General features: G+C 69.4%; 23 protein-coding genes, 1 tRNA gene and 2 pseudogenes. 12 read left to right on the top strand and 14 right to left on the bottom strand.

From position 1 onward, the window contains the following. Nucleotides 1–99: 99 nt before the first annotated feature. From AC2D9U_RS14050 to AC2D9U_RS14060, 3 genes and pseudogenes are all read right to left on the bottom strand, one after another. Nucleotides 100–807, bottom strand: a pseudogene (locus AC2D9U_RS14050) (calcium-binding protein); the annotation flags it as partial. Between the two features lie 3 nt (nucleotides 808–810). Continuing rightward, a complete protein-coding gene (locus tag AC2D9U_RS14055; protein WP_484749979.1) occupies nucleotides 811–2,880 on the bottom strand; it encodes a cadherin-like domain-containing protein in 2,070 nt (689 codons plus the stop codon). Between the two features lie 104 nt (nucleotides 2,881–2,984). Further along, the gene (locus tag AC2D9U_RS14060; protein ID WP_484749981.1) at nucleotides 2,985–3,269 is read right to left on the bottom strand and encodes a hypothetical protein; all 285 of its coding nucleotides are present in this window, start codon (nucleotides 3,267–3,269) and stop codon (nucleotides 2,985–2,987) included. Nucleotides 3,270–4,330: 1,061 nt separating this feature from the next. Here AC2D9U_RS14060 and AC2D9U_RS14065 point away from each other — a divergent pair. The 11 genes and pseudogenes from AC2D9U_RS14065 (at nucleotide 4,331) to AC2D9U_RS14115 (ending at nucleotide 12,580) form a co-directional block, all read left to right on the top strand. After that, nucleotides 4,331–5,593, top strand: coding sequence for a tyrosine-type recombinase/integrase (locus tag AC2D9U_RS14065; protein WP_484749983.1), 1,263 nt, complete (start codon nucleotides 4,331–4,333; stop codon nucleotides 5,591–5,593). Between the two features lie 95 nt (nucleotides 5,594–5,688). Continuing rightward, nucleotides 5,689–6,048: a hypothetical protein gene (locus tag AC2D9U_RS14070; protein WP_484749985.1), complete on the top strand. Its 360-nt coding sequence runs from the start codon at nucleotides 5,689–5,691 to the stop codon at nucleotides 6,046–6,048. Nucleotides 6,049–6,144: 96 nt separating this feature from the next. Further along, nucleotides 6,145–6,732, top strand: a complete 588-nt coding sequence (locus AC2D9U_RS14075; RefSeq protein WP_484749986.1) for a hypothetical protein — start codon at nucleotides 6,145–6,147, stop codon at nucleotides 6,730–6,732. A gap of 118 nt (nucleotides 6,733–6,850) precedes the next feature. Beyond that, the gene (locus tag AC2D9U_RS14080) at nucleotides 6,851–7,096 is read left to right on the top strand and encodes a helix-turn-helix transcriptional regulator (RefSeq protein WP_484749988.1); all 246 of its coding nucleotides are present in this window, start codon (nucleotides 6,851–6,853) and stop codon (nucleotides 7,094–7,096) included. Nucleotides 7,097–7,146: 50 nt separating this feature from the next. Continuing rightward, a complete protein-coding gene (locus AC2D9U_RS14085; RefSeq protein ID WP_484749990.1) occupies nucleotides 7,147–7,389 on the top strand; it encodes a hypothetical protein in 243 nt (80 codons plus the stop codon). Next, a pseudogene (locus AC2D9U_RS14090) lies at nucleotides 7,386–7,526 on the top strand (hypothetical protein); the annotation flags it as partial. The gene AC2D9U_RS14085 and the pseudogene AC2D9U_RS14090, both read left to right, overlap by 4 nt. Nucleotides 7,527–7,619: 93 nt before the next feature. After that, nucleotides 7,620–8,237, top strand: a complete 618-nt coding sequence (locus AC2D9U_RS14095; protein ID WP_484750305.1) for a DUF7146 domain-containing protein — start codon at nucleotides 7,620–7,622, stop codon at nucleotides 8,235–8,237. Nucleotides 8,238–8,253: 16 nt separating this feature from the next. Beyond that, on the top strand, nucleotides 8,254–9,759 hold the full coding sequence (locus AC2D9U_RS14100) for a hypothetical protein (RefSeq protein WP_484749991.1): 1,506 nt from the start codon (nucleotides 8,254–8,256) through the stop codon (nucleotides 9,757–9,759). A 4-nt stretch (nucleotides 9,760–9,763) separates the two neighbouring features. Next, a complete protein-coding gene (locus AC2D9U_RS14105) occupies nucleotides 9,764–10,435 on the top strand; it encodes a hypothetical protein (RefSeq protein WP_484749993.1) in 672 nt (223 codons plus the stop codon). Then, complete coding sequence (locus AC2D9U_RS14110; protein WP_484749995.1) at nucleotides 10,432–10,734, top strand: hypothetical protein; 303 nt, start codon at nucleotides 10,432–10,434, stop codon at nucleotides 10,732–10,734. The genes AC2D9U_RS14105 and AC2D9U_RS14110 overlap by 4 nt, the downstream gene beginning before the upstream one ends. After that, nucleotides 10,727–12,580 carry a head maturation protease, ClpP-related gene (locus tag AC2D9U_RS14115; protein ID WP_484749997.1) on the top strand — a complete coding sequence of 618 codons (1,854 nt, stop codon included), beginning with the start codon at nucleotides 10,727–10,729 and terminating at the stop codon, nucleotides 12,578–12,580. The genes AC2D9U_RS14110 and AC2D9U_RS14115 overlap by 8 nt, the downstream gene beginning before the upstream one ends. 918 nt (nucleotides 12,581–13,498) lie before the next feature. On the opposite strand, the gene AC2D9U_RS14120 is transcribed toward AC2D9U_RS14115, so the two are convergent. The 7 genes from AC2D9U_RS14120 to AC2D9U_RS14150 form a co-directional block, all read right to left on the bottom strand. Further along, nucleotides 13,499–13,574 (bottom strand) — tRNA-Lys (locus AC2D9U_RS14120). A 49-nt stretch (nucleotides 13,575–13,623) separates the two neighbouring features. Beyond that, a complete protein-coding gene (gene rodA / locus AC2D9U_RS14125; protein WP_484749999.1) occupies nucleotides 13,624–14,775 on the bottom strand; it encodes a rod shape-determining protein RodA in 1,152 nt (383 codons plus the stop codon). Between the two features lie 10 nt (nucleotides 14,776–14,785). Continuing rightward, nucleotides 14,786–16,693, bottom strand: a complete 1,908-nt coding sequence (gene mrdA, locus AC2D9U_RS14130; RefSeq protein ID WP_484750001.1) for a penicillin-binding protein 2 — start codon at nucleotides 16,691–16,693, stop codon at nucleotides 14,786–14,788. Nucleotides 16,694–16,858: 165 nt separating this feature from the next. Further along, nucleotides 16,859–17,392: a rod shape-determining protein MreD gene (mreD, locus tag AC2D9U_RS14135; protein ID WP_484750307.1), complete on the bottom strand. Its 534-nt coding sequence runs from the start codon at nucleotides 17,390–17,392 to the stop codon at nucleotides 16,859–16,861. Between the two features lie 5 nt (nucleotides 17,393–17,397). Continuing rightward, entirely contained in the window at nucleotides 17,398–18,261 is an 864-nt protein-coding gene (mreC, locus tag AC2D9U_RS14140; protein WP_484750003.1) for a rod shape-determining protein MreC, read from the bottom strand. A 46-nt stretch (nucleotides 18,262–18,307) separates the two neighbouring features. After that, complete coding sequence (locus AC2D9U_RS14145; RefSeq protein WP_484750005.1) at nucleotides 18,308–19,351, bottom strand: rod shape-determining protein; 1,044 nt, start codon at nucleotides 19,349–19,351, stop codon at nucleotides 18,308–18,310. A 186-nt stretch (nucleotides 19,352–19,537) separates the two neighbouring features. After that, on the bottom strand, nucleotides 19,538–21,118 hold the full coding sequence (locus AC2D9U_RS14150; RefSeq protein ID WP_484750007.1) for a 2-isopropylmalate synthase: 1,581 nt from the start codon (nucleotides 21,116–21,118) through the stop codon (nucleotides 19,538–19,540). 292 nt (nucleotides 21,119–21,410) lie between these two features. On the opposite strand from AC2D9U_RS14150, the gene AC2D9U_RS14155 reads away from it, so the two are divergent. Next, nucleotides 21,411–22,391: an NAD(P)-dependent oxidoreductase gene (locus tag AC2D9U_RS14155; protein ID WP_484750009.1), complete on the top strand. Its 981-nt coding sequence runs from the start codon at nucleotides 21,411–21,413 to the stop codon at nucleotides 22,389–22,391. Here AC2D9U_RS14155 and AC2D9U_RS14160 read toward each other — a convergent pair. The 4 genes from AC2D9U_RS14160 to ilvC form a co-directional block, all read right to left on the bottom strand. After that, nucleotides 22,388–22,651, bottom strand: coding sequence for a hypothetical protein (locus tag AC2D9U_RS14160; protein WP_484750011.1), 264 nt, complete (start codon nucleotides 22,649–22,651; stop codon nucleotides 22,388–22,390). The genes AC2D9U_RS14155 and AC2D9U_RS14160 overlap by 4 nt on opposite strands. After that, nucleotides 22,648–23,577, bottom strand: coding sequence for an allantoinase PuuE (puuE, locus tag AC2D9U_RS14165; protein WP_484750013.1), 930 nt, complete (start codon nucleotides 23,575–23,577; stop codon nucleotides 22,648–22,650). Before puuE ends, AC2D9U_RS14160 begins: the two co-directional genes overlap by 4 nt. Before the next feature lie 31 nt (nucleotides 23,578–23,608). Then, complete coding sequence (locus AC2D9U_RS14170; protein ID WP_484750015.1) at nucleotides 23,609–24,229, bottom strand: SOUL family heme-binding protein; 621 nt, start codon at nucleotides 24,227–24,229, stop codon at nucleotides 23,609–23,611. A gap of 117 nt (nucleotides 24,230–24,346) precedes the next feature. Next, entirely contained in the window at nucleotides 24,347–25,363 is a 1,017-nt protein-coding gene (gene ilvC, locus AC2D9U_RS14175; RefSeq protein WP_484750016.1) for a ketol-acid reductoisomerase, read from the bottom strand. Nucleotides 25,364–25,373: the final 10 nt, after the last annotated feature.

Raw genomic sequence — 25,373 nt, forward strand, 5'->3', positions numbered from 1 at the left:
AAGGCTGAAGGCAAGGGAGGACCGCACCTGGTCGGTCCCGGCGCCCGGCGCTTCCACCACACGGTCGCCGGCATTCTCGACGAGATAGGTATCGTCGCCCGCCCCGCCCTCCATCGTGTCGGCGCCCAGCCCGCCATCCAGCGTGTCCGCGCCGTTCAGCCCACGCAGCAGGTTCGCCGCGCCATTGCCGATGAGGCGGTTGGCGAGCCCGTTCCCCGTGCCGTTGATCGCAGACGCGCCGGTCAGCGTCAGGTGCTCGATGGCCTGCCCCGCAAGGGAGTAGCCAACGGAGGACAGCACATGGTCGGTGCCGGCGCCCGCCGCTTCAACCACGCGGTCGCCGGCATTCTCGACGACATAGGTGTCATCGCCCGTCCCGCCCTCCATCGTGTCCGCGCCCAGCCCGCCATCCAGCGTGTCCGCGCCGTCTAGGCCCTGCAGCAGGTTCGCCGCGCCATTGCCGATGACGCGGTTGGCGAACTCGTTCCCCGTGCCATTGATCACGCCCGCCCCAGTCAGCGTCAGGTGCTCGATCGCCTGTCCCACGAGGGAGAAGGCAAGCGAGGACCGCACATGGTCGGTCCCGGCGCCCGCTGCCTCGACTACGCGGTCGCCGGCATTCTCGACGATATAGAGGTCGTCGCTGAGCCCGCCCTCCATCGTATCGGCGCCGAGCCCGCCATCCAGCGTGTCCGCGCCGTCGAGGCCCTGCATCAGGTTCGCCGCGCCATTGCCGATGAGGCGATTGCCAAGCTCATTGCCCGTGCCGTTGATCGCAGACGCGCCGGTCAGCGTCAGGTGCTCGATGGCCTATCCCACAAGGCTGAAGGTCACCGAGGACTGCACAAGGTCGGTGCCGGCGCCCGCCGCATCCACCACACGGTCGCCGGCGTTCTCCACCACATAGGTGTCGTCGCCCGCCCCGCCCTCCATCGTGTCGGCGCCCAGCCCGCCATCCAGCGTGTCCGCGCCGTCGAGGCCCTGCATCAGGTTCGCCGCGCCATTGCCGATGAGGCGGTTGCCAAGCTCATTGCCCGTGCCGTTGATCGCAACCGCGCCGGTCAGCGTCAGGTGCTCGATGGCCTGCCCCACCAGCGAAAAGGCAACCGAGGACTGCACATGGTCGGTCCCGGCGCCCGTCGCCTCGACCACGCGATCGCCGGCATTCTCGACGACATAGGTGTCGTCGCCCGCGCCCCCCTCCATCGTGTCGGCGCCCAGCCCGCCATCCAGCGTGTCCGCGCCCGCGCCGCCCAGCAGGCTGTCGGCCCCATCAAACCCGGCCAGGCTGTCGGCGCCGATCGTGCCCACCAGCGTCTCCGCCTGCGCCGTGCCAAGGAAGGTATCGAGCACCGGCGTGACATTGATCGCGACCTGCCGCGTCACGGTCGTGGTGCCGTCGCTGACGCTGTAGCGGAAGGCGCCCGCAGTGCCGGAGGCATCCCGCGCGGCGATGAAGACAAGCCCGGCGACGCTGGCGGCATCGAGTCGGGCGCCGACCGCGAGCGCGGTCACGCCATCGGCGAGGAAGACCCTGCCGATGGTCGGGTCCGGGATCGCGAGGACGGTGATGGCAAGCGGCGCGTTCTCGACGTCGGTCGGCGCCCCGAGACCGAGCGGCGTGGCCGCGGCGTCCTCGGCCAGGGTGAGGGTGGCATCGTTCGACAGGACGGGCGCGTCGTTGACGGGCAGCAGATCGAGCGTGGCCGCTCTCGTCACTTCGAACTCGCCATCGCTGACGGTGTAGAGGAAGCTCACGCTGCCATCGTCGTTCGGCGCGCCGCGGAAGCTCCAGGTGCCGTTGCCGTTGTTCGTCAGCGTGCCGGGTGCGCCTGAGAGCTGGACCAGCTCCGTGACCGAGAGCGTGTCGCCATCGCTATCCGTCCAGCCCGCCAGCAGTTGGGCAGTGGTGATCTGCCCGGTCGCGTCCTCGGGCAGCGCCGGAAGGGCCGTGGTGCGGGGGCCGGTCGGTGCGTCCGTCTGCGGGAGAACGCGGACCGAGATGTCAACCGTCCGGGGTGTCGTGTTGATCCAGGTGACGAGCTGCCCTCGGCTATTGCCGATGACGACGTCATACAAGCCGTCATTGTTGATGTCGCCCAGCGCGAACTCGGAGCTGTTCCCCGCGCTGAAAGGCGTGAAAGAAATGACATCGTACAAGGGATTTTCGGCGGCTGAGAGCCTGTTGAACTGAAGTCCGTCATTCAGCCACACGCTCATCCGCGTCTGGCCTGCTTCGATACTGGAGGCGACGAAATCAATCAGGCCGTCATAGTTCACGTCATGAAAGAAAATCGGCCGGAATTCATTTGTAAGGGCTATCGTCTGCAGGATGCTGCCGGCTGTGGAGAAGGGAATGTCCAGGCCAAGACTATCACGGAGATAGCCGGATCCTGTGTTGTGATACCACACCTGACCTATCAGCGCATCCGTTCTTCCGTCCTTGTCAACGTCGAAAAGACGGGACGGGGAAGAAAAACCGATATTCGGTCCCTGAACTTCTCGGATCAGATAATCCGTTGATTCGACAAATCCCGAATCGGTCTTCAGAAAAATCCTGTTTGCTACATCAAGATCCAGCCTGCCGTCGTTGTTGAAATCCAGCGCAACGGCTCTTGTCGCGGTGAAGACAAATGGCCCCGGCAAGCCCGGAACCGGGGTGGTCAGCTCGGTGAACCCGGTGCCGGTGTTGCGGTAGATGGGCAGGTTATTGAGGCTGGTGGTATCGCCGCTGGCGAGAACGAGATCGAGCAGGCCGTCGCCTGTCACGTCGATCAAGGCCGGCCTCGCGAAGCTGTCGGCGCTGATGGCGCCGAAGGGATTCGCCGCGCTGAAGGTCGGCCGCGCGGTCGGCACGAGCCCCTCGCCCGCGCCATCCACGATGGCGAGGCTGAGCGTGCGGCTGGCCGTCGGCGTGTTGCTGACGTTGCGATAGGCGAGGTTCTCGACCAGCGCCTCGATCGCCGCCGCCGTGGCCGCGTCGTTCAGCGTGACCGTGAAGGCTTCCCCACCCCGCCCGAGGCCGTGCCAATGGCGACCCCGCCATAGCTGATCGTGCTGCCGGAGACGCCGATCTGGCCCAGCCCGTTGCCGGTGTGCAGCACAGAGACACGGTCCTCGGCCAATAGCCCGCTCAGGCTGATCCGTCCGCCAGTCCAATCGTTGCCTATGGCGGTGAAGGTCACATCGCCATCCAGTCGCTGTGGCCGCGCATTGGCCGAGTTCTCGGCGAAGGTCAGGGTCGGGCTGAAGCCGGTAAGGCGATGCATGATGCGCGTTTCCCCCTTCTGCTGCGTCCAGCAGAGGAAGCAGCGCCCTAATTGCTGAAAAAGTGATGGTAACTGGCACGCTTGATCAATGCGAGGCCAGCGCTGACCCGCCTTCAGCCTAAACCGCGCTTGCCGCGGTTTGGCGGCTGCGCAGGCCCGTTGCGATGAACCTGCAATGCGCTAGGGCCCGTCGACCGGATGGTTACGACAGGCCCGCGGTCCTCCACGAGTCTGCCATCGGTACGCACGTGATTGCGCACAACGCCGAGCGCGTGAAGAGGAAACTGTCGGCTCCGTCCGCTGGCTCCGCCCCGAGTTCCCGGCGCCGGAAGAGACCTCCCGCAAGTCCATGCAGACCGCGTTGGCGGTGGCCGAAGCCACCCTGTCCGGCGCCGCGCCCTGGTCAAAGGACGTGCCTTCCGCATCCATCCTCAGCGCTTCGCGCTCACCAGCGGCCCCGCCACTGCATAGGACGTCGCCCGCCGATTGACGGGCGCGCTACGGAGCGAGAAGATGGCCGAAATGCTCGCCGCCCTCGCCGCACTCGGCCATGCCCGGGCCGTCGGCGTCGTCGGCTTCATGGCCTGACCACTTCGGTCGCCGCTAGAGCGCGCTGCGTTCTGATGAACGCAGCTCGTGCTCTGGAAATCATTGAATCTAGAGCAAGAAATGCGTTCAGATGATTCCATCTGAACGCATATTGCTCTAGCCGGCAAGGCGCGCGTTCCCCCGGCGTCCACCGCCGGATGTCGGCGTCGAAAAAGGGGAATGGCAGGGGACGCGCGCTGCGTCTCGCCGGGCCAATTGCCAAAATCTGAAGTGTTGGATGGTGGGCGCTGTAGGGCTCGAACCTACGACCCGCTGATTAAGAGTAGGTGTTTCGGCTAGGCCCGCCGTGGCATCGGAAGCGAGAAATTGAGGCATTTCCTGGATTTATCGCCGCCAGAAGCCTCCCCAAGCCTCCCCTGACCTCCCCACACCGCGCGATATTTTTGCCCCCGACTTGCCCCCGGCGACTCTCGGGGGCAAATTCGGGGGCAACGGCAATCAGTGGATGGGCCATGAAGCACGACCTCAACGACGCCTGGCTGCGCACGGTGAAGCCCCCGGCCAAGGGGCGCATCGAGCTCCGCGACACCCGCACCAAGGGCCTGGTGCTGCGCATCACTTCGACCGGCGCCGCCACATGGAGCCTTCGGACCCAGACTGCGGACGGCAAGCACACCCGCCCCAAGCTCGGCACATGGCCCGCCATGGGCATCGCCGATGCACGCAAGGCCGCGCGGGCCGCTCTGGCGGCGGTGGAGGGCGGCGCCGATCCGATCCAGGCGAAGCAAGAGGCGCGGGCAGCGCGGAAGGCCGAGGCTGCCGCCCTGAGCGTCGCCGATGCCCTCGCCGCCTGGCAGGCGCATGGCGTGACCCGCACCAAGGAACCGTGGTCGCCGCGCTACGCCGCCGAGGTGGCGCGGATAGCACGGCGCGATATCGAGCCGGCCCTCGGCAAGCGGAAGCTCGGCGAGACGACGCGCGAGGATTGGACCGGCCTTGTTTCGGGCAAGGCGAAGCGCGCGCCTGCCATGGCGGCGCTGCTCTACCGCGTGGCCTCCTCCTTCATCGGGCACGCCGAGGCCATGGGCTGGGTGGGTGAGGCGCTGTTGCCCCGCAAGGGCTCGGCGAAGATCGCCCCGCCCCCGGCGCCGCGTGAGCGGGTGTTGAGCGATGCCGAGCTCGCCGCCGTGTGGAAGGCGGCGGATCGTGAGGCTCCGAAGCTGCGCGCCTTCATGCGGCTGTTGATCCTGACCGGCGCGCGGGAGCTTGAGGTTGCCGATATCGCCGCCGGCGAGCTCGACCTCGATGCCGGCCGATGGGCGATCCCCGGTGCGCGGACGAAGAACGGCATCGGCTATACGGTGCCACTTTCGCCGCTGGCGGTGGCCGAGCTCCGCGCCGTCTGGCCAAGCGAAGAACCGGCCGAGGATCTTCGATTGCTCGGGCGCGTGCAGGGAAGCGGGTTTCGGGGCTTCGGCAAGCTCAAGGCGCGGGTGGATGACGCCACGAAGCTCCCCGCCTGGCGCTGGCATGATCTGCGACGCACGGCGCGAACCGGCATGACCCGGCTCGGGGTGTCGCGCGACCATGCCGAGGCCGCGATCAATCACGTCTCGGGCCGCTCCAAGCTTGAGCGGACCTATGACCGCCACGACTACGCGCTGGAGGTTATCGCCGCTCTCAAGCTCTGGCAGGGGCATGTGGCGGGCCTGGTGGGGCGCGCGGCCGAGGTGGTGACGCTAGCGGGCCGCAGACGCGGCGGCGCCGGCGAGTGATCCGCGCCGGGGCGGTTTCCCCGGCATCGAAGGGCAGCGGGCGCGGGTGCTGGAACACCCGGCCCGCCTGACCCCATACACGGAAGGGTGATTCCATGTCTGAGGCTGAGACCACGATGCCGGCGCGTGTGCCGGAACTGCAACCCGATGGAGCATTGATTGCTGCTGCCGACCTGCACGCCGGGCGCATCGCCCTGGTGAACGCGGACGAACTCGACGGCGAAGGCTACTCCGCTGCAATGGAGGCATATAACGCTTCCGCCGACCTGATCAGCGATGCGCGGCCCGTGACGCTGGCCGGAGTGCTGGCGAAATGCCGCGCCGCCAAGGCCGAGGCTGTCGGGCTCCACGGCGACGATAATCCGCGTGGCAGCATGGCTGAGCCTTGGGCCTGGGACGTGGTGTGCGATCTGCTCCGGCTCTTTCCAGGTGGCGAGGCTTCGCTGAAGGCGTGACCAGATCGGCGGGGCTAGGCTGGCCCCCGAACGCCCGGACCCTCCGCGCCGGGTTGCCCCGCCGACTATCGCCGCGGAGCGTGCGGAGGCGTGATTATGGAAGAGGAAACCCCATCCGGTCTGGATCGAAAGTGGCTGCTTCCGGGCTTCGGTCTGGCCACAGAGGACGATATCCGGCGGCTGAACGAAGCTGAAGCAAGGGCAGTCGAGGCAATTCGCGCTCTTGCGGCCATATCTGCCCCCAGAGCATCAAGCCTGCTGGCTGAAGAAGCGGCGCGGCTTCCCAAGGACGAAGCTCCGCCTATCGGACGCCGCCCCATACCCGCCGCGGTAGAGCTCGATTTCCTGGTGATGCTTTTCTTGATCGATATGGCATTCCCTGATGAGCCGGCGCCAAAGGTGGCGGAGCGCATGTGGGAAATCGTCCGCGACACGTATTCACCCAACACCGATGCCCTACGGCAACGGATTGTTCGGGCACGGCGCGATGGGGGATTCGCTGGCAGCAAAACAGGCAAGTTGATTCTGCGACATGCGCTTGATGATTGCTTGAGACGGGGGGCGAGCGATGAGGCGCGAGTGATTCGCGCTCTAATCGACAAGAGATTTCGTGACCTCAGCGAGCCGGACAAAGCTCTGGCGGACCTCATCCTCAAGGGCATGATGAGCGGGCTGCGGGAATAGAACGCAGGCGCCAATGATCTGTCTCGCGAGACAGAATGCAACGCCGACTTTAGTCTCGTGCATTCCCGCAATCCATGTGGATGATCCGAAAGCACCGCAACCGCTCTGAGGTGCTTTCATGCTCCACCATGCGAACCCCGACCCGCTTTTGATTGCAGAAGATGCCGCCGCCGAGGTGGGGCTTTCCCTGCCGGCCTTCTGGCGCGCCGTCTCCTCCGGCCGGCTTCCCTCCCCGCTCTACCCGGCGCCGCGTGCGCCGCGGTGGCGCCGTTCCGAGTTGCACGTCGCGCTTGAGGCCACGCGCGCCCTGCCGGCCGAGGCCAAGGCGGCGCGACGCGCCGCGAAGAACGCCCGCGCGGCCTGACCCGCGCCATGCCCCCCCGTGCGAATCCTGCGGCGCCTAGCGCCGCAGCGATGACTTTCCGTGCCGATCTGCGCGCGCTCGCCGCTGATCTGGCCGCGACCCCTCCCCATCCCTACGAGGCGCCGCATATCCGCGCGGCGCGGCAGTTGATGGAAGCGGCCGAGGATTGGTCCCTGGAAAACCGCTCCGCGATCCGTCGCCTTGAGCGGCGGCTTGTGAAGCTGTTGTTCAAGACACTGACCAGGGGTGACGCAACCCGCAATCTGCCCCGGCAAGTGCTGGTGCGCCGATGACGGAATCGGCACGCGAGCTCGCCGAGCGGCTTGGGCTAAAGCGGGCTGCTGGTGGATGGATCGGGCCTTGCCCCGCCTGCGGCTACAGAACCGGCCTGCGGCTGTCTGAGAAGGCCGGCCGCGCCCTCTGGTGGTGCGCATCCTGCCGCGACCAGGCCGCCGTCACATCGGCGATCCTCGGCGCTGCGGCGCCGGCTCCGGTGGTGGGGCCTTCGATCCAAGGCGATGATGTGGCGGATCGGAAGGCCGCTGCGCTGCGGCTATGGGAAAGCGGCCTGCCCTGGCAGGGGACGCCGGTCGCCGCCTATCTCGCCAAGCGCCTGCCGGGTGTCGTGCTCGATGGCGTCGCCGATCTGCGCTTCATGCCGCAGGCGAAACACCCGAGCGGCGCGCGCTTCCCCGCGATGCTGGCGCTGCTGCGCGACGCCGAGGGCCGGCCGGCTTCCCTGCATCGCACCTTCCTGGCCCCCGGAGGCGCCGGCAAGGCGCGGGTGGAGCCGGCGAAGATGACCCTCGGACCGGTGCGCGGCGCCGCCCTGCGGCTGCACCAGGCCGGCGCGCGGCTGGTGATTGCCGAGGGCATCGAAAGCACCCTCGCCGCCGCTGCAATGCTGCGCGCGTCGGGTTGGGCTGCCGTCTCGGCCGGCAACATGCGCGACACGCTCACGCTGCCCCCTGCGGTGCGCGAGGTGGTGATCGCCGCGGACCACGACGCCGCAGGCATGGATGCCGCGACCAAGGCGGCGGCGCGCTGGCGTGCCGAGGGCCGCGTTGTGCGCATCGCCAAGCCGCAGCGCGAAGGCGCCGACTTCGCCGATCTGATCATGGAGCGCGCGCGCCGTGGATGACGGAGAAGGCTTCACGATGGACGATGGCGAGGCCGCCACGCCAGCCACAGGCAAGGCGCCGCAATCTCGGCGCCGGGACAAGCTGGCGCTGCTGTTGAGCGATTGTGACCTCTGGCGCTCGCCCGATGGCGTGCCACACGCAAGCGTGCCCTTCGCGCGGCACCGCGAACACATGCGGATATCCAGCCGCGACTTCCTCGCCTGGCTGGTGGCGAGGTTCTACACGCAGCACGGCGCGGGCCTGTCGGGACAGGCGAAGGGCGAGACGGTAGCGCTGGCCGAGGCGCGGGCCATGACCTCCGGGGAGGTGCGCAAGCCGTGGCGCCGCTTCGCGCTTGAGGATGGCGCGGTGTGGTGGGACCTCGGCGGCGGTGATCCTGCCGGCGAGCGGCGCGCGGTGCGCATTGATGCGCATGGCTGGCGCGTGGTGGAGGCGGCCGAGGTGCCGGTTGCCTTTCTGCGCGCGGCCGATGCGCTGGCCTTGCCGGAGCCGGAGGCCGATGCGGCAAAGGCTGCTGACCTATGCCGTTTCGTCAATGTCGAGGATGACGATGCGCTGGCGCTGCTCTGGGCTTGGCTACTCTGCGCAGCGCGGCCTTTCGCCGAGGCCGGCGCGTATCCGATCCTGCTCCTGCATGGCGAGCAAGGTTCCGGCAAGACCGGCGCGGCGCGGGCCATGCAAGCCTTGCTTGACCCTTCGACGCTGACCGGCCGCGCGTTGCCCCGCGAGGAACGCGACGTGTTCATCTCGGCAATGAACCGTCATGTTTTCGCCTGCGACAATGTGAGCTCCATCGGCGATGGATTCAGCGATGCGCTGTGCCGCATCGCCACATCTGGCGGTTTCTCGGCGCGCGCGCTGCACACAGACGGCGACGAAGTGATCTTCACGGTTACTCGGCCGCTGCTGTTGAACGGCATCCCCTCCACCATCCTCGGCCGGCCTGACCTCGCCGACCGGGCCATCAATGCCGAGCTTCGCCCGCTGCGCGTGCGGCGCGAAGATGCCGAGCTCGCCGCCGATTTCGCGCGGCTGCGGCCTGGATTGCTCGGGCTGCTCTGCGATGGCCTGGCAAGCGCGCTGCGCAATGTCGCAACCACGAAGATCCCCGATCCGCCGCGCATGATGGATGCGTGCACATGGGCCGAGGCTGCGGCGCCGGGGCTCGGCATCGAACCGGGCCGCATCGCCGCCGCATGGCGCGCGAACCGGAACCAGGCGGATCGCGCCGCGCTTGAGGTGGATGACGTGGCGCAAGCCATTGTCGCACTGCTCGCCGAGATGGAGGCCGAGGGCCGAGGCGCCGCGTGGAAGGGCTCGCCGCAAGAGCTCTATCGCAAGCTGTCCGACCAGGCCGGCGAGCGCATCGCGCGCGGCAGACTGTGGCCACAGAACCCGTCCGGCATGGGAACGAAGCTGCGGCGCATCGCGCCGGGGCTGCGCGCGGTTCACGGCATCGAAGCGGCGCACGGCAAAGGCGGCGCTGATGGCAGCCGCTGGTGGAGCGTCAGGAGACTCTAGGACCATGCACCAAGCGCAGCGCACGGGCTCGGCAACAATCGCCGGGGCAAGCGTTCCCGACTTCCCATCCGCTCCCCTTCCGGTGCTGTTGAGCGATGCGCAGGCCGACTTGATCGCCTCCGTCGCCGGTGGCGTGAGGCTGGCCGGCGCGGATGCGGCCCGGTGGCGTCTGGACCTTCGCCGCCTTGGCGACGTGGCCGTGTTCGTGCCGGTCACCCGCGGGCCGGCAACCGCCGCGCAGCGTGGCCGATGGATCGCCGCCTTGATCGAGCTCGCCGAGGCTCAGGCGGATATGGCCCGCAGGGAGGATGCGCCTCCGCCCCTTCCTGCCGTGTGGATCGACCAGGCGCGGCGCTGGTTGAGGGCACCACGCCCAGTGAACCGGACAGGCGCAGCCTTGCCGCTGGTGATCGCGGGCGAGTTGGCCGCGCTCTATTGGCGCGGCTTCGGCAGGCCGCCGAGCGGGCAGGAGAACGGGCGCGCGCTGCGCTTTGTCATGGCCTTTCACGATACGCTCGCCGATCTGCCGATATCGCCGCGCTACAACCCGCCGACGCTGGAAGCCGCGCGCCATCGGCTGCGCGCCGTGTTGCGCGGGTGGCAGAACGCACCCGATTTCTCGGGTGGTTCCGCCCAAGAATTGCCCGCAGCGGATCGCGCAAAAGGGATGGCATGAGCGCATCCCCCCTCCCGCCCACCGGCCGGCTGCTGATCCTGCACCCGGACGGAATCGAAACGGTCGAGCATGAATTGCGGGACCTTCACGGCATCGGCATTGATAGCCTCGGCCGGCTGTCCCTCTCCCTCGATGGGCGCGGGATGCGTGCCACCCTGAGCCTGGACCAGATGGCGAGCCTTGCCCTGCTGCTGGCCTATGCGGTCGAGCATCTCGGGCAGGATATGGCGAAGGCTGCCACGACCGCGGCCGACCAACTGGCGCAAATCTGCGCGTCGCAGGGCGCCGCCGATGCGTGAGCTGCGGCTTTCGGGCGAGATCACCAACGGCACGCCGAGCGAAGTTGCCAGCTTCCTGAGCGCGGCAAGGGGCGCGCCGGTGCGCCTGGTGGTCAATTCGCCGGGTGGAAGCGCCTTCGCTGGCGCCGCCATCTATGGGCAGCTTCGCGCCCATAAGGGCCAAGTTACCGCCATCATCGAAGGCGTGGCCGCGAGCGCGGCCTCGCTGATCGTCATGGCGGCTTCGGAAATCCTGATCCATCAGGGATCGTTCCTGATGGTTCACAACGCATGGTCCGAGGCGACGGGCAATGCCGAGGATCTTCGCCAGCGCGCGGACCTTCTGGAAAAAGTCTCGGCAACCTTCCGCCGCGCCTATGCCGAGCGCAGCAAACAGCCCGATGAGGTGGTCGACCGATGGATGGCCACGGAAACGTGGTTCTCGGCCGATGAGGCCGTCGCCGCCGGGCTGGCGGATCGCGTGCTGGCGCCGCTGCGCATCGCCGCCTGTCTCGACCTTTCCAAGTTTCTCAACCCCCCCGCTGCGCTGGTCGCGGCATCAACGGAGAATCGTATGTCTCAGCCTCCCGCGGACCCGAGTGGTTCCGCTGTCCCGACGATCCAGGCCGCGAGCTTGAGCGAGCTGGAACGCATCGCGGCGCGCGCCGAACTCGGGCCGGACTTCGTGCTGGACCAGCTCCGCGCTGGCGCCGGGATCGAAGCGGCGCGCGATGCCGCCATCGACATCCTCGCCGCGCGGCGCGCCCCGGTGCAGAACTCCACCGTCACCATCGGGCGGGACTACACCTCGCCGCGCTTCATCGCGGACCGCATGTCTGCCGCGGTGGTTGCCCGGTTCCACCGGCGCGAGCCGGAGCCGATGGCGCGGGACTTCGCCGACATGACCCTCGCCGGCATGGCCGAGACGCTGCTGAAGGCGCGCGGGATGGTGCCTGCAGGCCGTCGCATGTCGGACGCGCAGGCCATCAACATGGCCATGACGACCAGCGACTTCCCGCAGCTTCTGCGCAGCGCCTCGCAGCGGATGCTGAGCGAGCGGATGCAGGCCGAGCCCGGCGCGGCCCGGATGCTCTGCGTGCCCCGCACGGTGCGGGACTTCAAGAGCTTCACGATGCTGCAATTCGCCGGGGTGCAGAACCTGGACGAGACCGCCGAGGGCGGCCCGATCCGCTACGCAGCGCCGGCCGAGCGTGGCGAAGCCTCGGCCGTCAAGACCTTCACGCGCGGCATGCGCTGGACGCGGCAGGCGCTGGTGAATGACGACCTCGACGCGCTGACCCAGGTCAACCTTCTGGGTAATGCCATCATCGCCACGGAAGGCGCCGAATTCGTGAAGCTCTTCGCCGCGAATGGCGGCGGCTTCGGCCCGACGATGAGCGATGGCAACCCGCTCTTCATCGCGGCGCATGGCAACGTGGCAACGGGTGCGATGGGCACCGCGGGCCTGGGTGCGGCACGCCTGGTGATGCGCGGGCAGCTCGACGCGGCGGGAACGCTGATTGCCCCCGCGCCGCGCTACCTGCTGGTGTCGCCGGCAAACGAGACCGCGGCCGAGCAGGCGCTGAACCAGCTTTCCGTGGCCACGGCCGAGAGCTCGAGGCCGGTATTCGGCAACCGTCTCGAGATGCTGCTCGAGCCGCGCCTCTCGGGTGTCCCCTACTTCCTGTTCGCCGATCCGGTGCAAGCGCCGATCGCCGCCTTCGTCACCCTGGAAGGCGAAGGCGGCGGGACGCGCTTCAGCGAGCATGAGACGGGCGGCTTCGATGGTGTCGAGATGAAGCTGACCCATGACTTCGTGATTGCCCCGACGGGCTGGGTGGGGGCCGTGCGCTCCACCGGCGCCTAGGCACAAAGGCGCGCGGCTGCGGGCGCTGGGCCTGTCCGGCTCCCTCCGCAGTGGACCAGCCGGCGGTGTCCACAACAACACCGGCAACATGGGCTCGGCGACCTCTCCGGGCGACCATGTGCAGCCGCTCCATGGCCTTGGCGCCATGGGGCGGCTTTCGCTTTGGAGGGGCATCATGGCCTCCCGCTTCCCCTCCCGCGCCCTGCCCTGGTTGAGCGCACGCTCGCCCGCAGAGGATCGGCGCCGGCCGCTCATCCGCGCCGCCGTGGCCTCGGGTCCTTCCCCGCCTCCAGCACATACGGTGAGCGCAAGCGCTCGACATAGGTAGTGATCCGGACCTATTCGGGTGCAACGGGCGCAACGCCATTCCGGCTTCGCGCGCCCCGCGCGTCTCGGCACATCGCGGCGTGTCCCGCTCCGCGCGCCCCTCACGCAACCGCCGCAACACGCGCTCCCCTCCGGAGTGTCTGCCGCCTGCCGGCCGAGTTGCGGATCGGCCCGGCTTCGCGAGGGCTGGCGGGGACGGGCGCGGGGCTGGCGCGGGTGCCACCCTCGGCAACCCCTAGAGATCGGCCGGTTACGGTCGCGCTGGCGCGGCTGGCGCGGCTATCCTTTCAAAAAGACAGGGCGACAGAGAGGGGCGCCAGAGGGCGCCGGCCGCAAGGCGTTGTCTGGCAGTAGGGAAAACCGCGTCAGGCGCGTCAGGCGCGTCCGGAACCCGCGGAAAGCCTAGGGTGGGGGCTGGCGGGGACGGGCGCGGGCTGGCGCGGTTCTGACGGCAGGGGCGCCGATCTGTTGCCGGTCGCCTTCGGCGAGCCGGTCGAGGGGTGCGGCCCGCAATTTTGCCCCCGGCTTGCCCCCGTCGATTTTCCGGGGGCAACGGTTCGGGGTGCATTTCGGCTAAGTGATTGATCCGGATGGTGGGCGCTGTAGGGCTCGAACCTACGACCCGCTGATTAAGAGTCAGCTGCTCTACCAACTGAGCTAAGCGCCCATCCGGGAGGCGCCGTTTAGAAGGGACCGGCGCGCTTGTCCAGCCCCCCTCAGGGGCCTTCCTGCGCCGCGCCCATTTCTGCGTCGCGATGCACATGCGCCGACAACAACAGGCCGAAGCCCAGCATCGTCGTCAGCATCGCCGAACCGCCATGGCTGATCAGCGGCAACGGCACGCCACCCACCGGGATCGAGCCCGTCACCATCGCGATGTTGACGAAGACGTAGAGGAAGTAGTTCGTCGCCAGCCCCACCGCCAGCAGGCGGCCGAACTGGTGGCGGCTGCGCAGCGCCACCAGGAAGCCGAAGGCGATCACCCCCGCCAGCAGGCCCAGCACCGTCAGCGCACCGACCAGGCCGAATTCCTCGGCCAGCATGGTGAAGATGAAGTCGGTCTGCTTCTCGGGCAGGAAGTTCAGGTGCCCCTGCGTGCCCTGCAGGAAGCCCTTGCCCCAGAAACCGCCCGAGCCGAGGGCGATCTGCGACTGGATGATGTTGTAGCCCGCCCCGAGCGGGTCGCTCTCGGGATCGAGGAAGGTGGTGATGCGCGCCCGCTGGTAGTCGTGCAGGTGGTCGTAGACGATGGGCGCTGCCACCGCGGCACCGCCCAGCAGCAGCGCGAATTTCCAGAAACGCACGCCGGCGGCGAAGAACACCGCGCCGCCGATCATCAGCGTGATCAGCGCCGTGCCGAGATTTGGCTGCTTGAAGATCAGCCCTGCCGGGATCAGGACCGCGATCAAGGGCGGGATGAGGAAGAGCGGATTGCCGATCCGCTCCCAGCTTGCCTTGTGGAACCAGGACGCCAGAGCCACCACGAGCATGATTTTCATCAGCTCCGAGGGCTGCAATTGCAGCGGGCCGATGTCGATCCAACGCTGCGCGCCCTTGCCGATATTGCCGTGCATCGCAACCAGCACCAGCAGCCCGACGCCGCCCACATACCCCACCCAGGCGAAGCGGGCGATCACGCGGATATCGACCAGCGCGATCGAGAGCATCAGCACCACGCCGAAGCCGAAGCGGATGGCGTGCCGCCCCGCATAAGGCTCGGGCGAGCCGCCGCCCGCGGAATAGAGCGCCACATAGCCCACCGTCGCCACCGCGCAGAGCAGCAGGACGAAGAGCCAAGGGATCTGCCAGAGCTTCTCGAAGACGCCCGCGCCGCGCTCGCGCGTCAGCAATCGCCGCTCGAACTTCATGGCGCGCTCCTCATGGCCGGGGCGCTCCCGCGCTGCGCGGCGGTTCCGCGGCCGGGCGCGCGGCCTCGGCGATGCGCAGGCCCCCTGCCCCCGGCCGCAGCCGCTGGAAGGCCTCGGCCAGCACGTCGCGCGCCAGCGGCGCCGCCGCGCCGGAGCCGGAGGTGCCATGCTCGACGATCACCGAGACGGCGAAGATCGGGTTGTCATGCGGCGCGAAGCCGACGAAGAGCGCGTGTGGGCGCCATTCGCGCGGCAACTGCTCCACCCGGAAGCCGCGCTCACGCTGCTCGCGCGAGACGCGGCGCACCTGCGTCGTGCCGGTCTTGCCGGCCATCTGCGCCCCCACCTCGTTCGGCAGGCGGGAGGTGCGGGCCGTGCCGCCGGCCTCGTTCACCACCGCCCACATCGCCTCGCGCACCAGGCGGAGGTCGCGTTCGGGGATGCCCAGGCTCGGCCAATCCTCCGGCCGGCCACCGCGCACGGGGCGGCCGCCAATGGTGCGCGTCAGATGCGGCTGCACGGCGCGCCCGGTGGCGAGTCGCGCCGTCATGGTCGCCAGCGCCAGCGGCGTGAGCTGGTAGAAGCCCTGGCCGATGCCATGCACCACGGTGTCGCCCAGCGCCCAGGGCTTGCCCTGCGCCTGGCGCCATTCGCGCGTCGGCACCAGCCCGGCGCGCGTGCCCGGCAGCTCGATGTCGAGCGGCACGCCCAGGCCGAAGCGGCGCGACATGGCGGCGATGCGGTCCATGCCCACACGCTTGGCCATCTCGTAGAAATACACGTCGCAGGAGACCTTCAGCGCCGTGCGCATGTCCATCCCGCCATGGCCCGGGCGGTGCCAGCAATGGAAGCGCGCATCGCCCAGATCCATGTGCCCGGGGCAGTTCACGCGCTCACCCGGCGTGGTCACCCGCGCCTCGAGGGCGGCCAGCGCGACCACCATCTTGAAGGTCGAGCCCGGCGCGTAGAGCCCGTTCGTCGCCTTGTTGATCAGCGGCGTGGCGCGGTTCGCCGTCCATTGCCGCCATTGCGCGGCGGAGACGCCGGAATTGAACACGTTGGGGTCGAAGCTCGGCTGCGTCGCCATGGCCAGCACCTCGCCATTGCGCGCATCCATCAGCACCACGGAGGTGCCTTCCTCGATCTTGCCGCGGATGGATTTCTGCAGCTCGGCATCGACGCTGAGCTGCACATCCTGGCCCTGCACGCCCTCGCGCCGGTCAAGCTCGCGGATGACGCGGCCCACCGCATTGACCTCGAGCTGCACCGCGCCCGCGCGGCCGCGCAGCGCGAGGTCGTGGTGCCGCTCGATCCCCGCGCGCCCCACGCGGATGCCGGGCAGTTCCAGCAGCGGGTCGCCATCCATGTCGCGCTCGGCGGGCGGCGCCACATAGCCCACCATATGCGCGAGGTGCTCGCCCTCCGGGTAGATGCGGGTGGTGCCGACATCGACGCTGATGCCCGGCAGGTCGGGCGCGTTCAGCTCGATGCGCGCCATCTCCTCCCAGGTGAGGAATTCACGCACCACCACGGGCACGAAGCGGCGGCGGCGGCGCACCTCGCGCTCGATGCGCGTGCGCTCCTGCTCGGTGAGGGGCACGATCCGGCTGAAGGTCTCGAGCGTGGCGGCGACATCGGCCGTCTGCTCGGCCACCAGCAGGGCGCGCCAGTTGAGCTGGTTGCCCGCGATGATGCGCCCCTGGCGGTCCAGCACGCGCCCGCGCGGGGGGGCCAGCAGCCGGGCGGAGAGGCGGTTCTCCTCGGCCAGCGTGGCGTAGCGCTCGCCCTCCTCCACCTGCAGCTGGTGCAGGCGATGGGCGAGGAAGCCCAGCAGCCCCATCTGCCCGGCGCCGAGCAGCAGCGCGCGGCGGGCGAAGATGCCGCGGACGCGTTCTTCCTCGCGCTGCTTACGGGACATTTTTCTTGGCCCTCAGGCGGCCGGCGCCGGCATCCGCCGGCTTGCCTTCGCGCCGTCGTGCCGAAGGCTCGCCTTCGGCGTGACGCGCTGATGCGCCGTGGCAAGCATCCGGTCTGTGCGCGGGGGCCGCCATGCGGCCCCAAGCATTGTGTCGCGCGGGCCGCCTCACAACGTCTCCTCCGCCCGCGTCATCATCGCGTGGGCGCGGCCCAGCAGGAAGGCGAAGGCAGGGTAGAGGCCGGCGGAGAGGGCGGCGTGGTGCAGCGCCGGCGGCAGGGGCGGCACCTGCCAGGACAGCGCCGCGGTCAGGACATAGCTCAGCCCGGCCACCCCCACGGCGAAGCCGCAGAAGCCAAGCCAGACGAAGAGGAAGCTCTGCCGCGCCAGGGTGCGCCGCCAGGCCACGGCCAGGCCATGCGCGACCAGCAGCGTCACCACGCCGATGCCCAGCGGCGCCAGGGTCAGCAGATCCTGCAACGCGCCCAGCGCGAAGACCGCCGGCGGCGGCATCGCGCCGGGGCGGAAGAGCGACCAGAAGAAGACGCAGGGCAGCGCGGTGGCCGGCACCAGCGCCGGCACGCCGGTCGGCCCCGCCGCCAGCACCAGCAGCAGCGCCGTGGTGAAGGTGGGCAGCGCCGCGCGGGCCAGGGCGTCGATCCGCCGCAGCAATCCGGGCGAGGGTTCCGGCCGCCCGACCATCAGGCTCACCGCCGCGCCCGCGGCTCGGGCCGCGCGATGGCCTCCGGCGGCAGGATGCCGCCCAGGCCGAAATCGAACAGCCGCACCACGTCCAGCCGGTCCGTGCGCGCGAAGAGTTCCACCTCCGGCACGCCGGATTCCGTCCAGCGCACCACGCCGATCGGCAGGCCGGCGGGGAAGGCGATGCCCTCGGCGCTGGTCACCACGCGCTCGCCCTCCTCGGGGCGGCTGCCCTCGGACCAATGCTGCAGGCGCGGGCGTGCGCCATTGGTGCCGGCCAGCATGGCCCGCGCGCGGGAGCCCTCCAGCGTCACCGGAATGCGGCTGTTCATGTCGGTGGCGAGCAGCACCCGGGCCGAACGCGCGCCGACCTCCGTCACACGCCCGACGAAGCCGCGCTCATCGAGGGCGATCTGCCCGCGCCGCACCTGGATCTCGGGCGGGACGGCCAGCAGCACCGCGCGGGCATAGACCCCCCCGCCATCGGCGATCACGCGCGCGGTGTGGAAGGCGGGGGCGCGCTCCGGCACGTAGGACAACTGCCGGCGGAGCATGGCGTTCTCCGCCTCCAGCGACAGGGCGGCGGCCTGCCAGCGGCGCAGGCGCTCATTCTCCTCGCGCAGGCGCTGGTTCTCCTCGCGGATCACCAGCAGATCCTGCGCATCCGCGATCAGGTCGCGCACCGAGCGCGCGGGCTCGGCGAAGGCGGCGTAGAAGGGGGCGAGCGCATCGGCCAGCAGGGTGCGGGCGCGCTCGGCCAGCATCGCATCCGCCTTGCCGAGCAGCATGGTGCCGAAGGCGGCCGCGATCAGCACGGGCAGGGTCAGCCGGGCCAGGGCCTGGCGCAGGGGGATGCTGAGACGAATCACGCCGCGACCTCCCGCACCCGATCACTCCCCTGCCCGAAGCTTCCTATCAATACATGGAGGAGAGGACGTGGCGAAGGCGCTTCATCTCTTCAAGCGCCCGCCCCGTGCCGAGGGCAACGCAATCCAGCGGGTTTTCTGCCACCACAACAGGCAGGCCCGTCGCTTCGCGCAGCACCCCGTCGAGCCGGTGCAGCAGCGCGCCGCCGCCGGTCAGCACGATGCCCTTGTCCACGATGTCGGCGGCGAGTTCGGGCGGCGTGTTCTCGAGCGCCACCTTCACCGCCTCGACGATCGCGACCACGGGCTCATAGAGGCTCTCGGCCATCTGGCGCTGGCTGACGATGACCTCGCGCGGGACGCCGTTCATCAGGTCGCGGCCCTTGACCTCGGTCATCGGGCCTTCCTCGCCATCGGGCGGCGGGGCGGCGGCGCCGATCTCCATCTTGATGCGCTCGGCCGTGCTCTCGCCGATCAGCAGGTTATGCTGGCGGCGGATGTAGCTGATGATCGCCTCATCCATCTTGTCGCCGCCCACGCGCACCGAGCGCGCATAGACGATGCCACCCAGCGAGATCACCGCCACTTCCGTGGTGCCGCCGCCGACATCGACCACCATCGAGCCCGAAGGCTCGGTCACCGGCAGGCCGGCGCCGATCGCCGCCGCCATGGGTTCCTCGATCAGCAGCACCTTGCGCGCGCCGGCACTCTCGGCGCTTTCCTGGATGGCGCGGCGTTCCACGGCGGTGGAACCCGAGGGCACGCAGACGATGATCATCGGCGAGGCGAAGGAGCGGCGGTTATGCACCTTGCGGATGAAGTGCTTGATCATCTCCTCCGCCACCTCGAAATCGGCGATGACGCCGTCGCGCAGCGGGCGGATGGCGGAGATGTTGCCCGGCGTGCGGCCGAGCATGAGCTTGGCTTCCTCCCCCACCGCCAGGACCTGCTTCTTGCCCCGGAAATCGGAGATGGCGACCACCGAAGGCTCGTTCAGCACGATCCCCCGCCCCTTCACATAGACGAGCGTGTTCGCGGTGCCGAGGTCGATGGCCATGTCGGCCGACAGGAAGCCGAACAGGCGGGAGAACATGGGGCGGCGGACCTTCCGTAGGCAGGGCGTATCGCGCCCTGGCAGCACCGTTCTGCCCGGCGACATCGCGCCCGGCGAAGGGTTCGATGCTCCGTTCGGGCCGAAGGCTCCGCGAGGGGCGCGAGGGTGTGGCGCGAGGGGGGGTGCTTAGCCCTCCCCCGCCCCTGGCTCAAGCCCTGTTGGGTCTCAGGCTGCCGAGACCTCCGCCGGTGCGGTGCGGGCGCGCTTGACCAGCAGCTTGTTCAGCGCGTGCACATAGGCCCGGGCCGAGGCGACGATGGTGTCGGTATCCGCCCCCTGCCCGTCCACCAGCTTGCCTTCCTCCTCCAGCCGCACCGTCACGCGCGCCTGGGCGTCGGTGCCGCCGGTCACGCTCTGCACGGCGTAGAGCTTGAGGTTGACCTCATGCGGGAAGGCCGCCCGCAGCGCCGCGAAGGTGGCATCCACCCCGCCATCGCCCCCGGCCACCCCTTCCTTCACCTCGCCATCCACCTCGAGCGCGATGGAGGCGATGGGGCGGGTGTGCATGCCGGTGGAGACACTGAGGCCGGTCAGCTTGATGCGGTCATTGGCGCGCACGACCTCGTCATCCACCAGGGCGACGATGTCCTCGTCGTAGACCACCTTCTTGCGGTCGGCGAGGTCCTTGAAGCGCTTGAAGGCGTCGTTCATGGCGTTGTCGCCGACCTCGTAGCCCAGCGCCTTCAGCTTGTCCTTGAAGGCGGCGCGGCCGGAATGCTTGCCCAGCACCAGGGAGGACTTCGTCCAGCCCACGCTCTCGGGCGTCATGATCTCGTAGGTCGAGCTGTCCTTCAGCATCCCGTCCTGGTGGATGCCCGATTCATGCGCGAAGGCGTTGCGGCCGACGATCGCCTTGTTCGGCTGCACGTCGAAGCCCGTGATGGTCGCCAGCAGGCGCGAGGTGCGCAGGATGTTGGGCGTGGCGACGGCATTGGCATAGGGCAGCGCGTCATGGCGCGTGCGCAGCACCATCGCGATCTCCTCGAGGCTCGCATTGCCCGCGCGCTCGCCGATGCCGTTGATGGTGCACTCCACCTGCCGCGCGCCGGCGCGGATGGCGGCGATGGTGTTCGCCACCGCCAGGCCCAGGTCGTTGTGGTTGTGCGTGGAGAAGATCACGCGGTCCGCACCCGGCACGCGCTCCCGCACCGTGGCGAAGATGCGGTGCATGTCCTCGGGCACGGCGTAGCCGACCGTGTCGGGGATGTTGATGGTGGTCGCACCCGCCTTGATCGCGGCCTCCACGCAGCGGCAGAGGAAGTCGATCTCGGTGCGCGTGCCGTCCTCGGCCGACCACTCCACATCGTCGGTCGCGTTGCGCGCCGCGGTGACGGAGGAGGTCACCAGTTCCAGCACCTGCGCCGGTTCCATGCGCAGCTTCACGCGCATGTGCAGCGGGCTGGTGGAGACGAAGGTGTGGATGCGCCCGCGTGCGGCCGGCTTGATGGCCTCCGCCGCGCGCGCGATGTCGCCCGGCGCGGTGCGCGCCAGGCCGCAGACCACGGGGCCGTCCTTGCTGAACTTCTGGGCGATGGCGTGCACGCTCTCGAAATCGCCGGGGCTCGCGATCGGGAAGCCCGCTTCCAGCACGTCGGCGCCGAGTTCGGCCAGCGCCTCGGCCATGCGCAGCTTCTCCTCGAGGTTCATCGAGAAGCCGGGCGATTGCTCGCCATCACGCAGGGTGGTGTCGAACACGATGATGCGGTCGGGGTCCATTTGCCCGAAAGAGGGATGGATGATGGCCATGGGGGCGTTCCTTCGTTGTCACTGTGCCATGCGCGAGGGCAAGCCTGCCCTCAGGGTCCCCTGAGCGAGTCCGGCCTTGCGCGGCCGGGCGTTACGCCCAGGGGTGGCTAAGTCGAAGAAGGAGAAGCGCGCGCGCGGGCAGCCGGCCCCGGAGGGCGGCGGACAGCTCGATACGGGGCGCGCGGGGCGTCATGGCTGCCCCGAACCTAGCCGGGCTGCGGGCGGGCCGCAAGCACTGGTGCTGCGCGCCGTCCCTGGGCACCCTGCGCGCCTCACGAAGGAGAGATTCCGCATGGTCTGGCGCGTTGTTCTGGGCCGCAAGCTGCCCGAAGCCGGCATGTCGCTCTTCGCGGCGCGGCCGGATGTGGAAGTGGTGCAGCTCGCCGATCCGGGCGTGGCCGAATGGCACGCGGCGATCGCCAATGCCCATGCCACGCTGTGCTGGCTCGAGCGCATGGACCGCCCGGCGCTGGCCGCCGCGCCGCATCTGCGCGTCGTCTCGCGCATCGGCGTGGGCTACGACACGGTCGACATCGCCGCCTGCACGGAGCGCAACATCCCCGTGATGGTCGCGAACGGCTCGAACGACCTCTCGGTGGCCGAGCACGCCATGATGCTGCTGCTGGCGGTCGCGCGGCGCGCGGTGGACATCGACCAGCATGTGAAGGCGGGCGGCTGGTGGCCGCCGGGCGGCCTGCGCATGGTCGACCTCGCCGGGCGGCGGGCGCTGGTGGTGGGCTATGGGCGCATCGGCACGCGCGTGGCGCAGTATCTGAAGGCCTTCAAGCTCGACGTGGCGGTGATGGATCCGGGCTTCTCGCCCCAGCGGATCGCCGCCGACGGCTTCCGCCCGGCGCGCGATCTGCACGCCGCCCTGGCCGAGTCCGATGTGGTGACGCTGCACTGCCCGCTCTCGCCGGCGACGCATCATTTAATGGATGAGGCCGCCTTCGCCGCGCTCAAGCCGGGTGCGATCCTGGTCAACACGGCGCGCGGGCCGGTGGTGAAGCAATCCGCCCTGGTCACGGCGCTGGAGAGCGGGCGGCTGATGGGCGCCGGGCTCGACGTGCTGGAGGTGGAGCCCGCCACGCCCGGCAACCCGCTGCTCTCCCTGCCGAATGTGGTGATCAGCCCGCATTCGGCCGCGAGCACCGAGGAAGGGCTGAACCGCATGGCGAGCTTCGCCGCGCAGAACATCCTCGATGCGCTGGATGGCAGGCCGGATCCCTCGATGATGGTGAATCCGGAAATCCTGCGGACGAACAGACCCTAACCGCAGCCGATCTGCGCGACCCGGCCGTCCCGCACCAGCCCGGTGACGCGGTCGGGGCGCAGATCCATCGTGGCGGGCTGGTTGGGCGCAAGCAGGCGGATGGTGCGCACGCCGGGCATCGTGGCAAGCGCGGCGCGCGCCTCGGCCTCGGTCTTGCCGACCAGCGCCGCGATGGCCTCCCGGTGGTCCTCGCAGGTCGCGCGGTTCTGCGCGACGGCGGGCGTGGCGAGCAGCAGCGCGCCGAGGACCAGGCGGATCATTTGGGCGGGTGCTCCTTCCACCAATGCCGCGCGATGTCCGCGCGGCGGCAGACCCAGACCTCCTCACGATGCGCCGCGACATGGGCGAGGAAGCGCTGCAGCGCCCGCGCCCGACCCGGCCGGCCCACGAGGCGGCAATGCAGGCCGACCGACATCATCTTCGGGCTGCCCGCGCGGCCTTCTTCCAGCAGCAGGTCGAAGGCGTCCCGCAGATGCCGCTCGAACCCGTCCGGGTCGCCGAAGCCGGGGGGCACGGCGAACTTCATGTCGTTGTTGTCGAGCGTGTAGGGGATGATGAGCTGCGGCCTGCCCTCGACCTGCACGTAGTGCGGCAGGTCGTCGTCATAGCTGTCGCTGTCGTAGAGGAAGCCGCCATGCCGGGCGACGAGCCGGCGCGTGCGCGGGCTGAAGCGGCCGGTGTACCAGCCGACCGGGCGCGTGCCGGTCAGGCGCTCGATGGTCTCGACACAGCGGGCGATGTCGGCGGCTTCCTCGGCCTCCTCCATGCGGTGGTAGTCGAACCAGCGCCAGGCGTGGGAGGCGACCTCATGCCCGGCATCGGCGAAGGCGCGCGCGACATCGGGGTTGAGCTCGAGCGCCCGGCCCACGCCATAGACGGTGAGGTTGAAGCGCTGCTGCGCGAAAAGCCGCAGGACACGCCAGACGCCGGCGCGCGCGCCATAGTCGAACTGCGTCTCGACGCTGCGGTTGCGCTCGCCGAGCGTCGGGCTGCCGCCCGGCACCTCATGCAGATAGAGCTCGCTGCCGGCATCGCCGTTCAGCACGGTGTTCTCGCCGCCCTCCTCGTAGTTCAGCACGAAGGAGAGGGCGAGCTTCGCCCCGCCCGGCCAGCGCGGGTCGGGGGGGCTTGCGCCATAGCCCTTGAAGTCGCGCGGATAGCCGGAGCCGTCATCGGGGATCATCATGCGCGAAGGCTGCCCAGCCGCGCGCGCGCGGTCAACCGCGCGGCTGGACGGGTACGGCCACCTCGTTGCGGCGCAGCGCGGGGAGGGTCCAGGGCGGGTCGTAGAACCAGGAAACCGGCTCGCCCACCGGCTGCCAGGGGCCGGTGGCCAACGCGGCGAGCAAGGCCGCGCGCTGCTCGGCCACGGCGGCCGGACCGGTGGAGCCGGTGAAGCGCAGAACCGCCATGGTCTCGGCCGGCACGGTCACGATCACCACGCGCGGGTCCCGCGGCCGCGGCGGATGGCGCAGCGTGGCCGGGAGGAAGAAGCGGATGCGATGCCCCTCCCCGCTGGTCGCCTGGGCGACCGGGGCGGTCATGGCGATGCGCATCGGGTCCTGGGCCACCGGCGCCGTCATGGCAATGCGCGACGCGCCCTCATTGCCCCCGAAGATGTAGCCGGCGAGACGCGAAAAACCCTCGCTGCGGCTGGCCATCTCATCGCCCGCGACCTCGGTCTCGGCGGCGAGGCGCGCGGCGTAGCGGCGGATCTCCACCGCGCCCTGCATGGCCAGCGCCTCGAAGGCCGGCTCCTCGGTGCCGGATCTCACGCCCACCACCGAGCAGGCGCCAAGCAGCAGCGCGGAGAAGCCAGCGGCCAGGCGGTGCAGCATCGGGAACTCCTCATGCGGCACCTATCTGGGGCGGGGCGCGGCCGGTGCCAGCCCGGCACGAAAAAGGGGCGGCAGGTTGCCCCGCCGCCCCTTCCCTTCGGCGCGCTGGCGCGTGCCTCAGTTCTTCGCCTTGTCCACCAGCTGGTTCGTCTTGATCCAGGGCATCATGGCGCGCAGCTTCTCGCCCACTTCCTCGATCGGGTGCTCGGCGAGGCGGCGGCGGGTGGCCTTGAAGCTCGCCTGGTTCACCTTGTTCTCCAGCATCCAGTCGCGCGCGAAGCGGCCGGACTGGATGTCCTCGAGCACGCGCTTCATCTCGGCCTTGGTGGCGGGCGTGATGATGCGCGGACCGGTGACGTATTCGCCATACTCGGCCGTGTTGGAGATCGAGTAGTTCATGTTGGCGATGCCGCCCTCGTAGATCAGGTCCACGATCAGCTTCACCTCATGCAGGCACTCGAAATACGCCATCTCGGGGGCGTAGCCGGCCTCGCACAGCGTCTCGAAGCCCGCCTTGATCAGCTCGACCAGGCCGCCGCAGAGCACGACCTGCTCGCCGAACAGGTCGGTCTCGCACTCTTCCTTGAAGGTCGTCTCGATCACGCCCGAACGCCCGCCGCCGATGGCCGAAGCGTAGGAGAGCGCGATCTCGAGCGCATTGCCCGACGGGTTCTGGTGCACGGCGACCAGGCAGGGCACGCCGCCGCCCTTCTGGTACTCGCCGCGCACCGTGTGGCCGGGGCCCTTCGGCGCGATCATGAACACGTCGATGTCGGCGCGCGGGTCGAGCAGGTTGAAGTGCACGTTCAGGCCATGCGCGAAGGCGAGCGCCGCGCCGGGCTTGAGGTTGGCGTGCAGGTGCTCGCGGTAGAGGTCGCCCTGCAGCTCATCGGGGGTCAGCACCATGACCACATCGGCCCACTTCGCCGCGTCCGCCGGGGACATCACCTTGAAGCCGGCCGCTTCGGCCTTCTTCCAGGACCCGCCGGGGCGGAGCCCGATGACGACGTCGGTGACGCCGCTGTCGCGCATGTTCTGCGCATGGGCATGGCCCTGGCTGCCGAAGCCGATGACCGCGACCTTCTTGGCCTTGATCAGATTCACATCCGCATCGCGGTCGTAGTAAACGCGCATCGCTGGCGCA

It is taken from the genome of Roseomonas sp. TF40 (genome assembly GCF_057219975.1).

Coding starts and splice junctions, on each gene's coding strand:
- AC2D9U_RS14060 (WP_484749981.1), bottom strand. CDS start 3,269: ATGCATCGCCTTACCGGCTTCAGCCCGACCCTGACCTTCGCCGAGAAC.
- AC2D9U_RS14065 (WP_484749983.1), top strand. CDS start 4,331: ATGAAGCACGACCTCAACGACGCCTGGCTGCGCACGGTGAAGCCCCCG.
- AC2D9U_RS14070 (WP_484749985.1), top strand. CDS start 5,689: ATGTCTGAGGCTGAGACCACGATGCCGGCGCGTGTGCCGGAACTGCAA.
- AC2D9U_RS14075 (WP_484749986.1), top strand. CDS start 6,145: ATGGAAGAGGAAACCCCATCCGGTCTGGATCGAAAGTGGCTGCTTCCG.
- AC2D9U_RS14080 (WP_484749988.1), top strand. CDS start 6,851: ATGCTCCACCATGCGAACCCCGACCCGCTTTTGATTGCAGAAGATGCC.
- AC2D9U_RS14085 (WP_484749990.1), top strand. CDS start 7,147: ATGACTTTCCGTGCCGATCTGCGCGCGCTCGCCGCTGATCTGGCCGCG.
- AC2D9U_RS14100 (WP_484749991.1), top strand. CDS start 8,254: ATGGACGATGGCGAGGCCGCCACGCCAGCCACAGGCAAGGCGCCGCAA.
- AC2D9U_RS14105 (WP_484749993.1), top strand. CDS start 9,764: ATGCACCAAGCGCAGCGCACGGGCTCGGCAACAATCGCCGGGGCAAGC.
- AC2D9U_RS14110 (WP_484749995.1), top strand. CDS start 10,432: ATGAGCGCATCCCCCCTCCCGCCCACCGGCCGGCTGCTGATCCTGCAC.
- AC2D9U_RS14115 (WP_484749997.1), top strand. CDS start 10,727: ATGCGTGAGCTGCGGCTTTCGGGCGAGATCACCAACGGCACGCCGAGC.
- rodA (WP_484749999.1), bottom strand. CDS start 14,775: ATGAAGTTCGAGCGGCGATTGCTGACGCGCGAGCGCGGCGCGGGCGTC.
- mrdA (WP_484750001.1), bottom strand. CDS start 16,693: ATGTCCCGTAAGCAGCGCGAGGAAGAACGCGTCCGCGGCATCTTCGCC.
- mreD (WP_484750307.1), bottom strand. CDS start 17,392: ATGGTCGGGCGGCCGGAACCCTCGCCCGGATTGCTGCGGCGGATCGAC.
- AC2D9U_RS14145 (WP_484750005.1), bottom strand. CDS start 19,351: ATGTTCTCCCGCCTGTTCGGCTTCCTGTCGGCCGACATGGCCATCGAC.
- AC2D9U_RS14150 (WP_484750007.1), bottom strand. CDS start 21,118: ATGGCCATCATCCATCCCTCTTTCGGGCAAATGGACCCCGACCGCATC.
- AC2D9U_RS14155 (WP_484750009.1), top strand. CDS start 21,411: ATGGTCTGGCGCGTTGTTCTGGGCCGCAAGCTGCCCGAAGCCGGCATG.
- AC2D9U_RS14160 (WP_484750011.1), bottom strand. CDS start 22,651: ATGATCCGCCTGGTCCTCGGCGCGCTGCTGCTCGCCACGCCCGCCGTC.
- puuE (WP_484750013.1), bottom strand. CDS start 23,577: ATGATGATCCCCGATGACGGCTCCGGCTATCCGCGCGACTTCAAGGGC.
- AC2D9U_RS14170 (WP_484750015.1), bottom strand. CDS start 24,229: ATGCTGCACCGCCTGGCCGCTGGCTTCTCCGCGCTGCTGCTTGGCGCC.
- ilvC (WP_484750016.1), bottom strand. CDS start 25,363: ATGCGCGTTTACTACGACCGCGATGCGGATGTGAATCTGATCAAGGCC.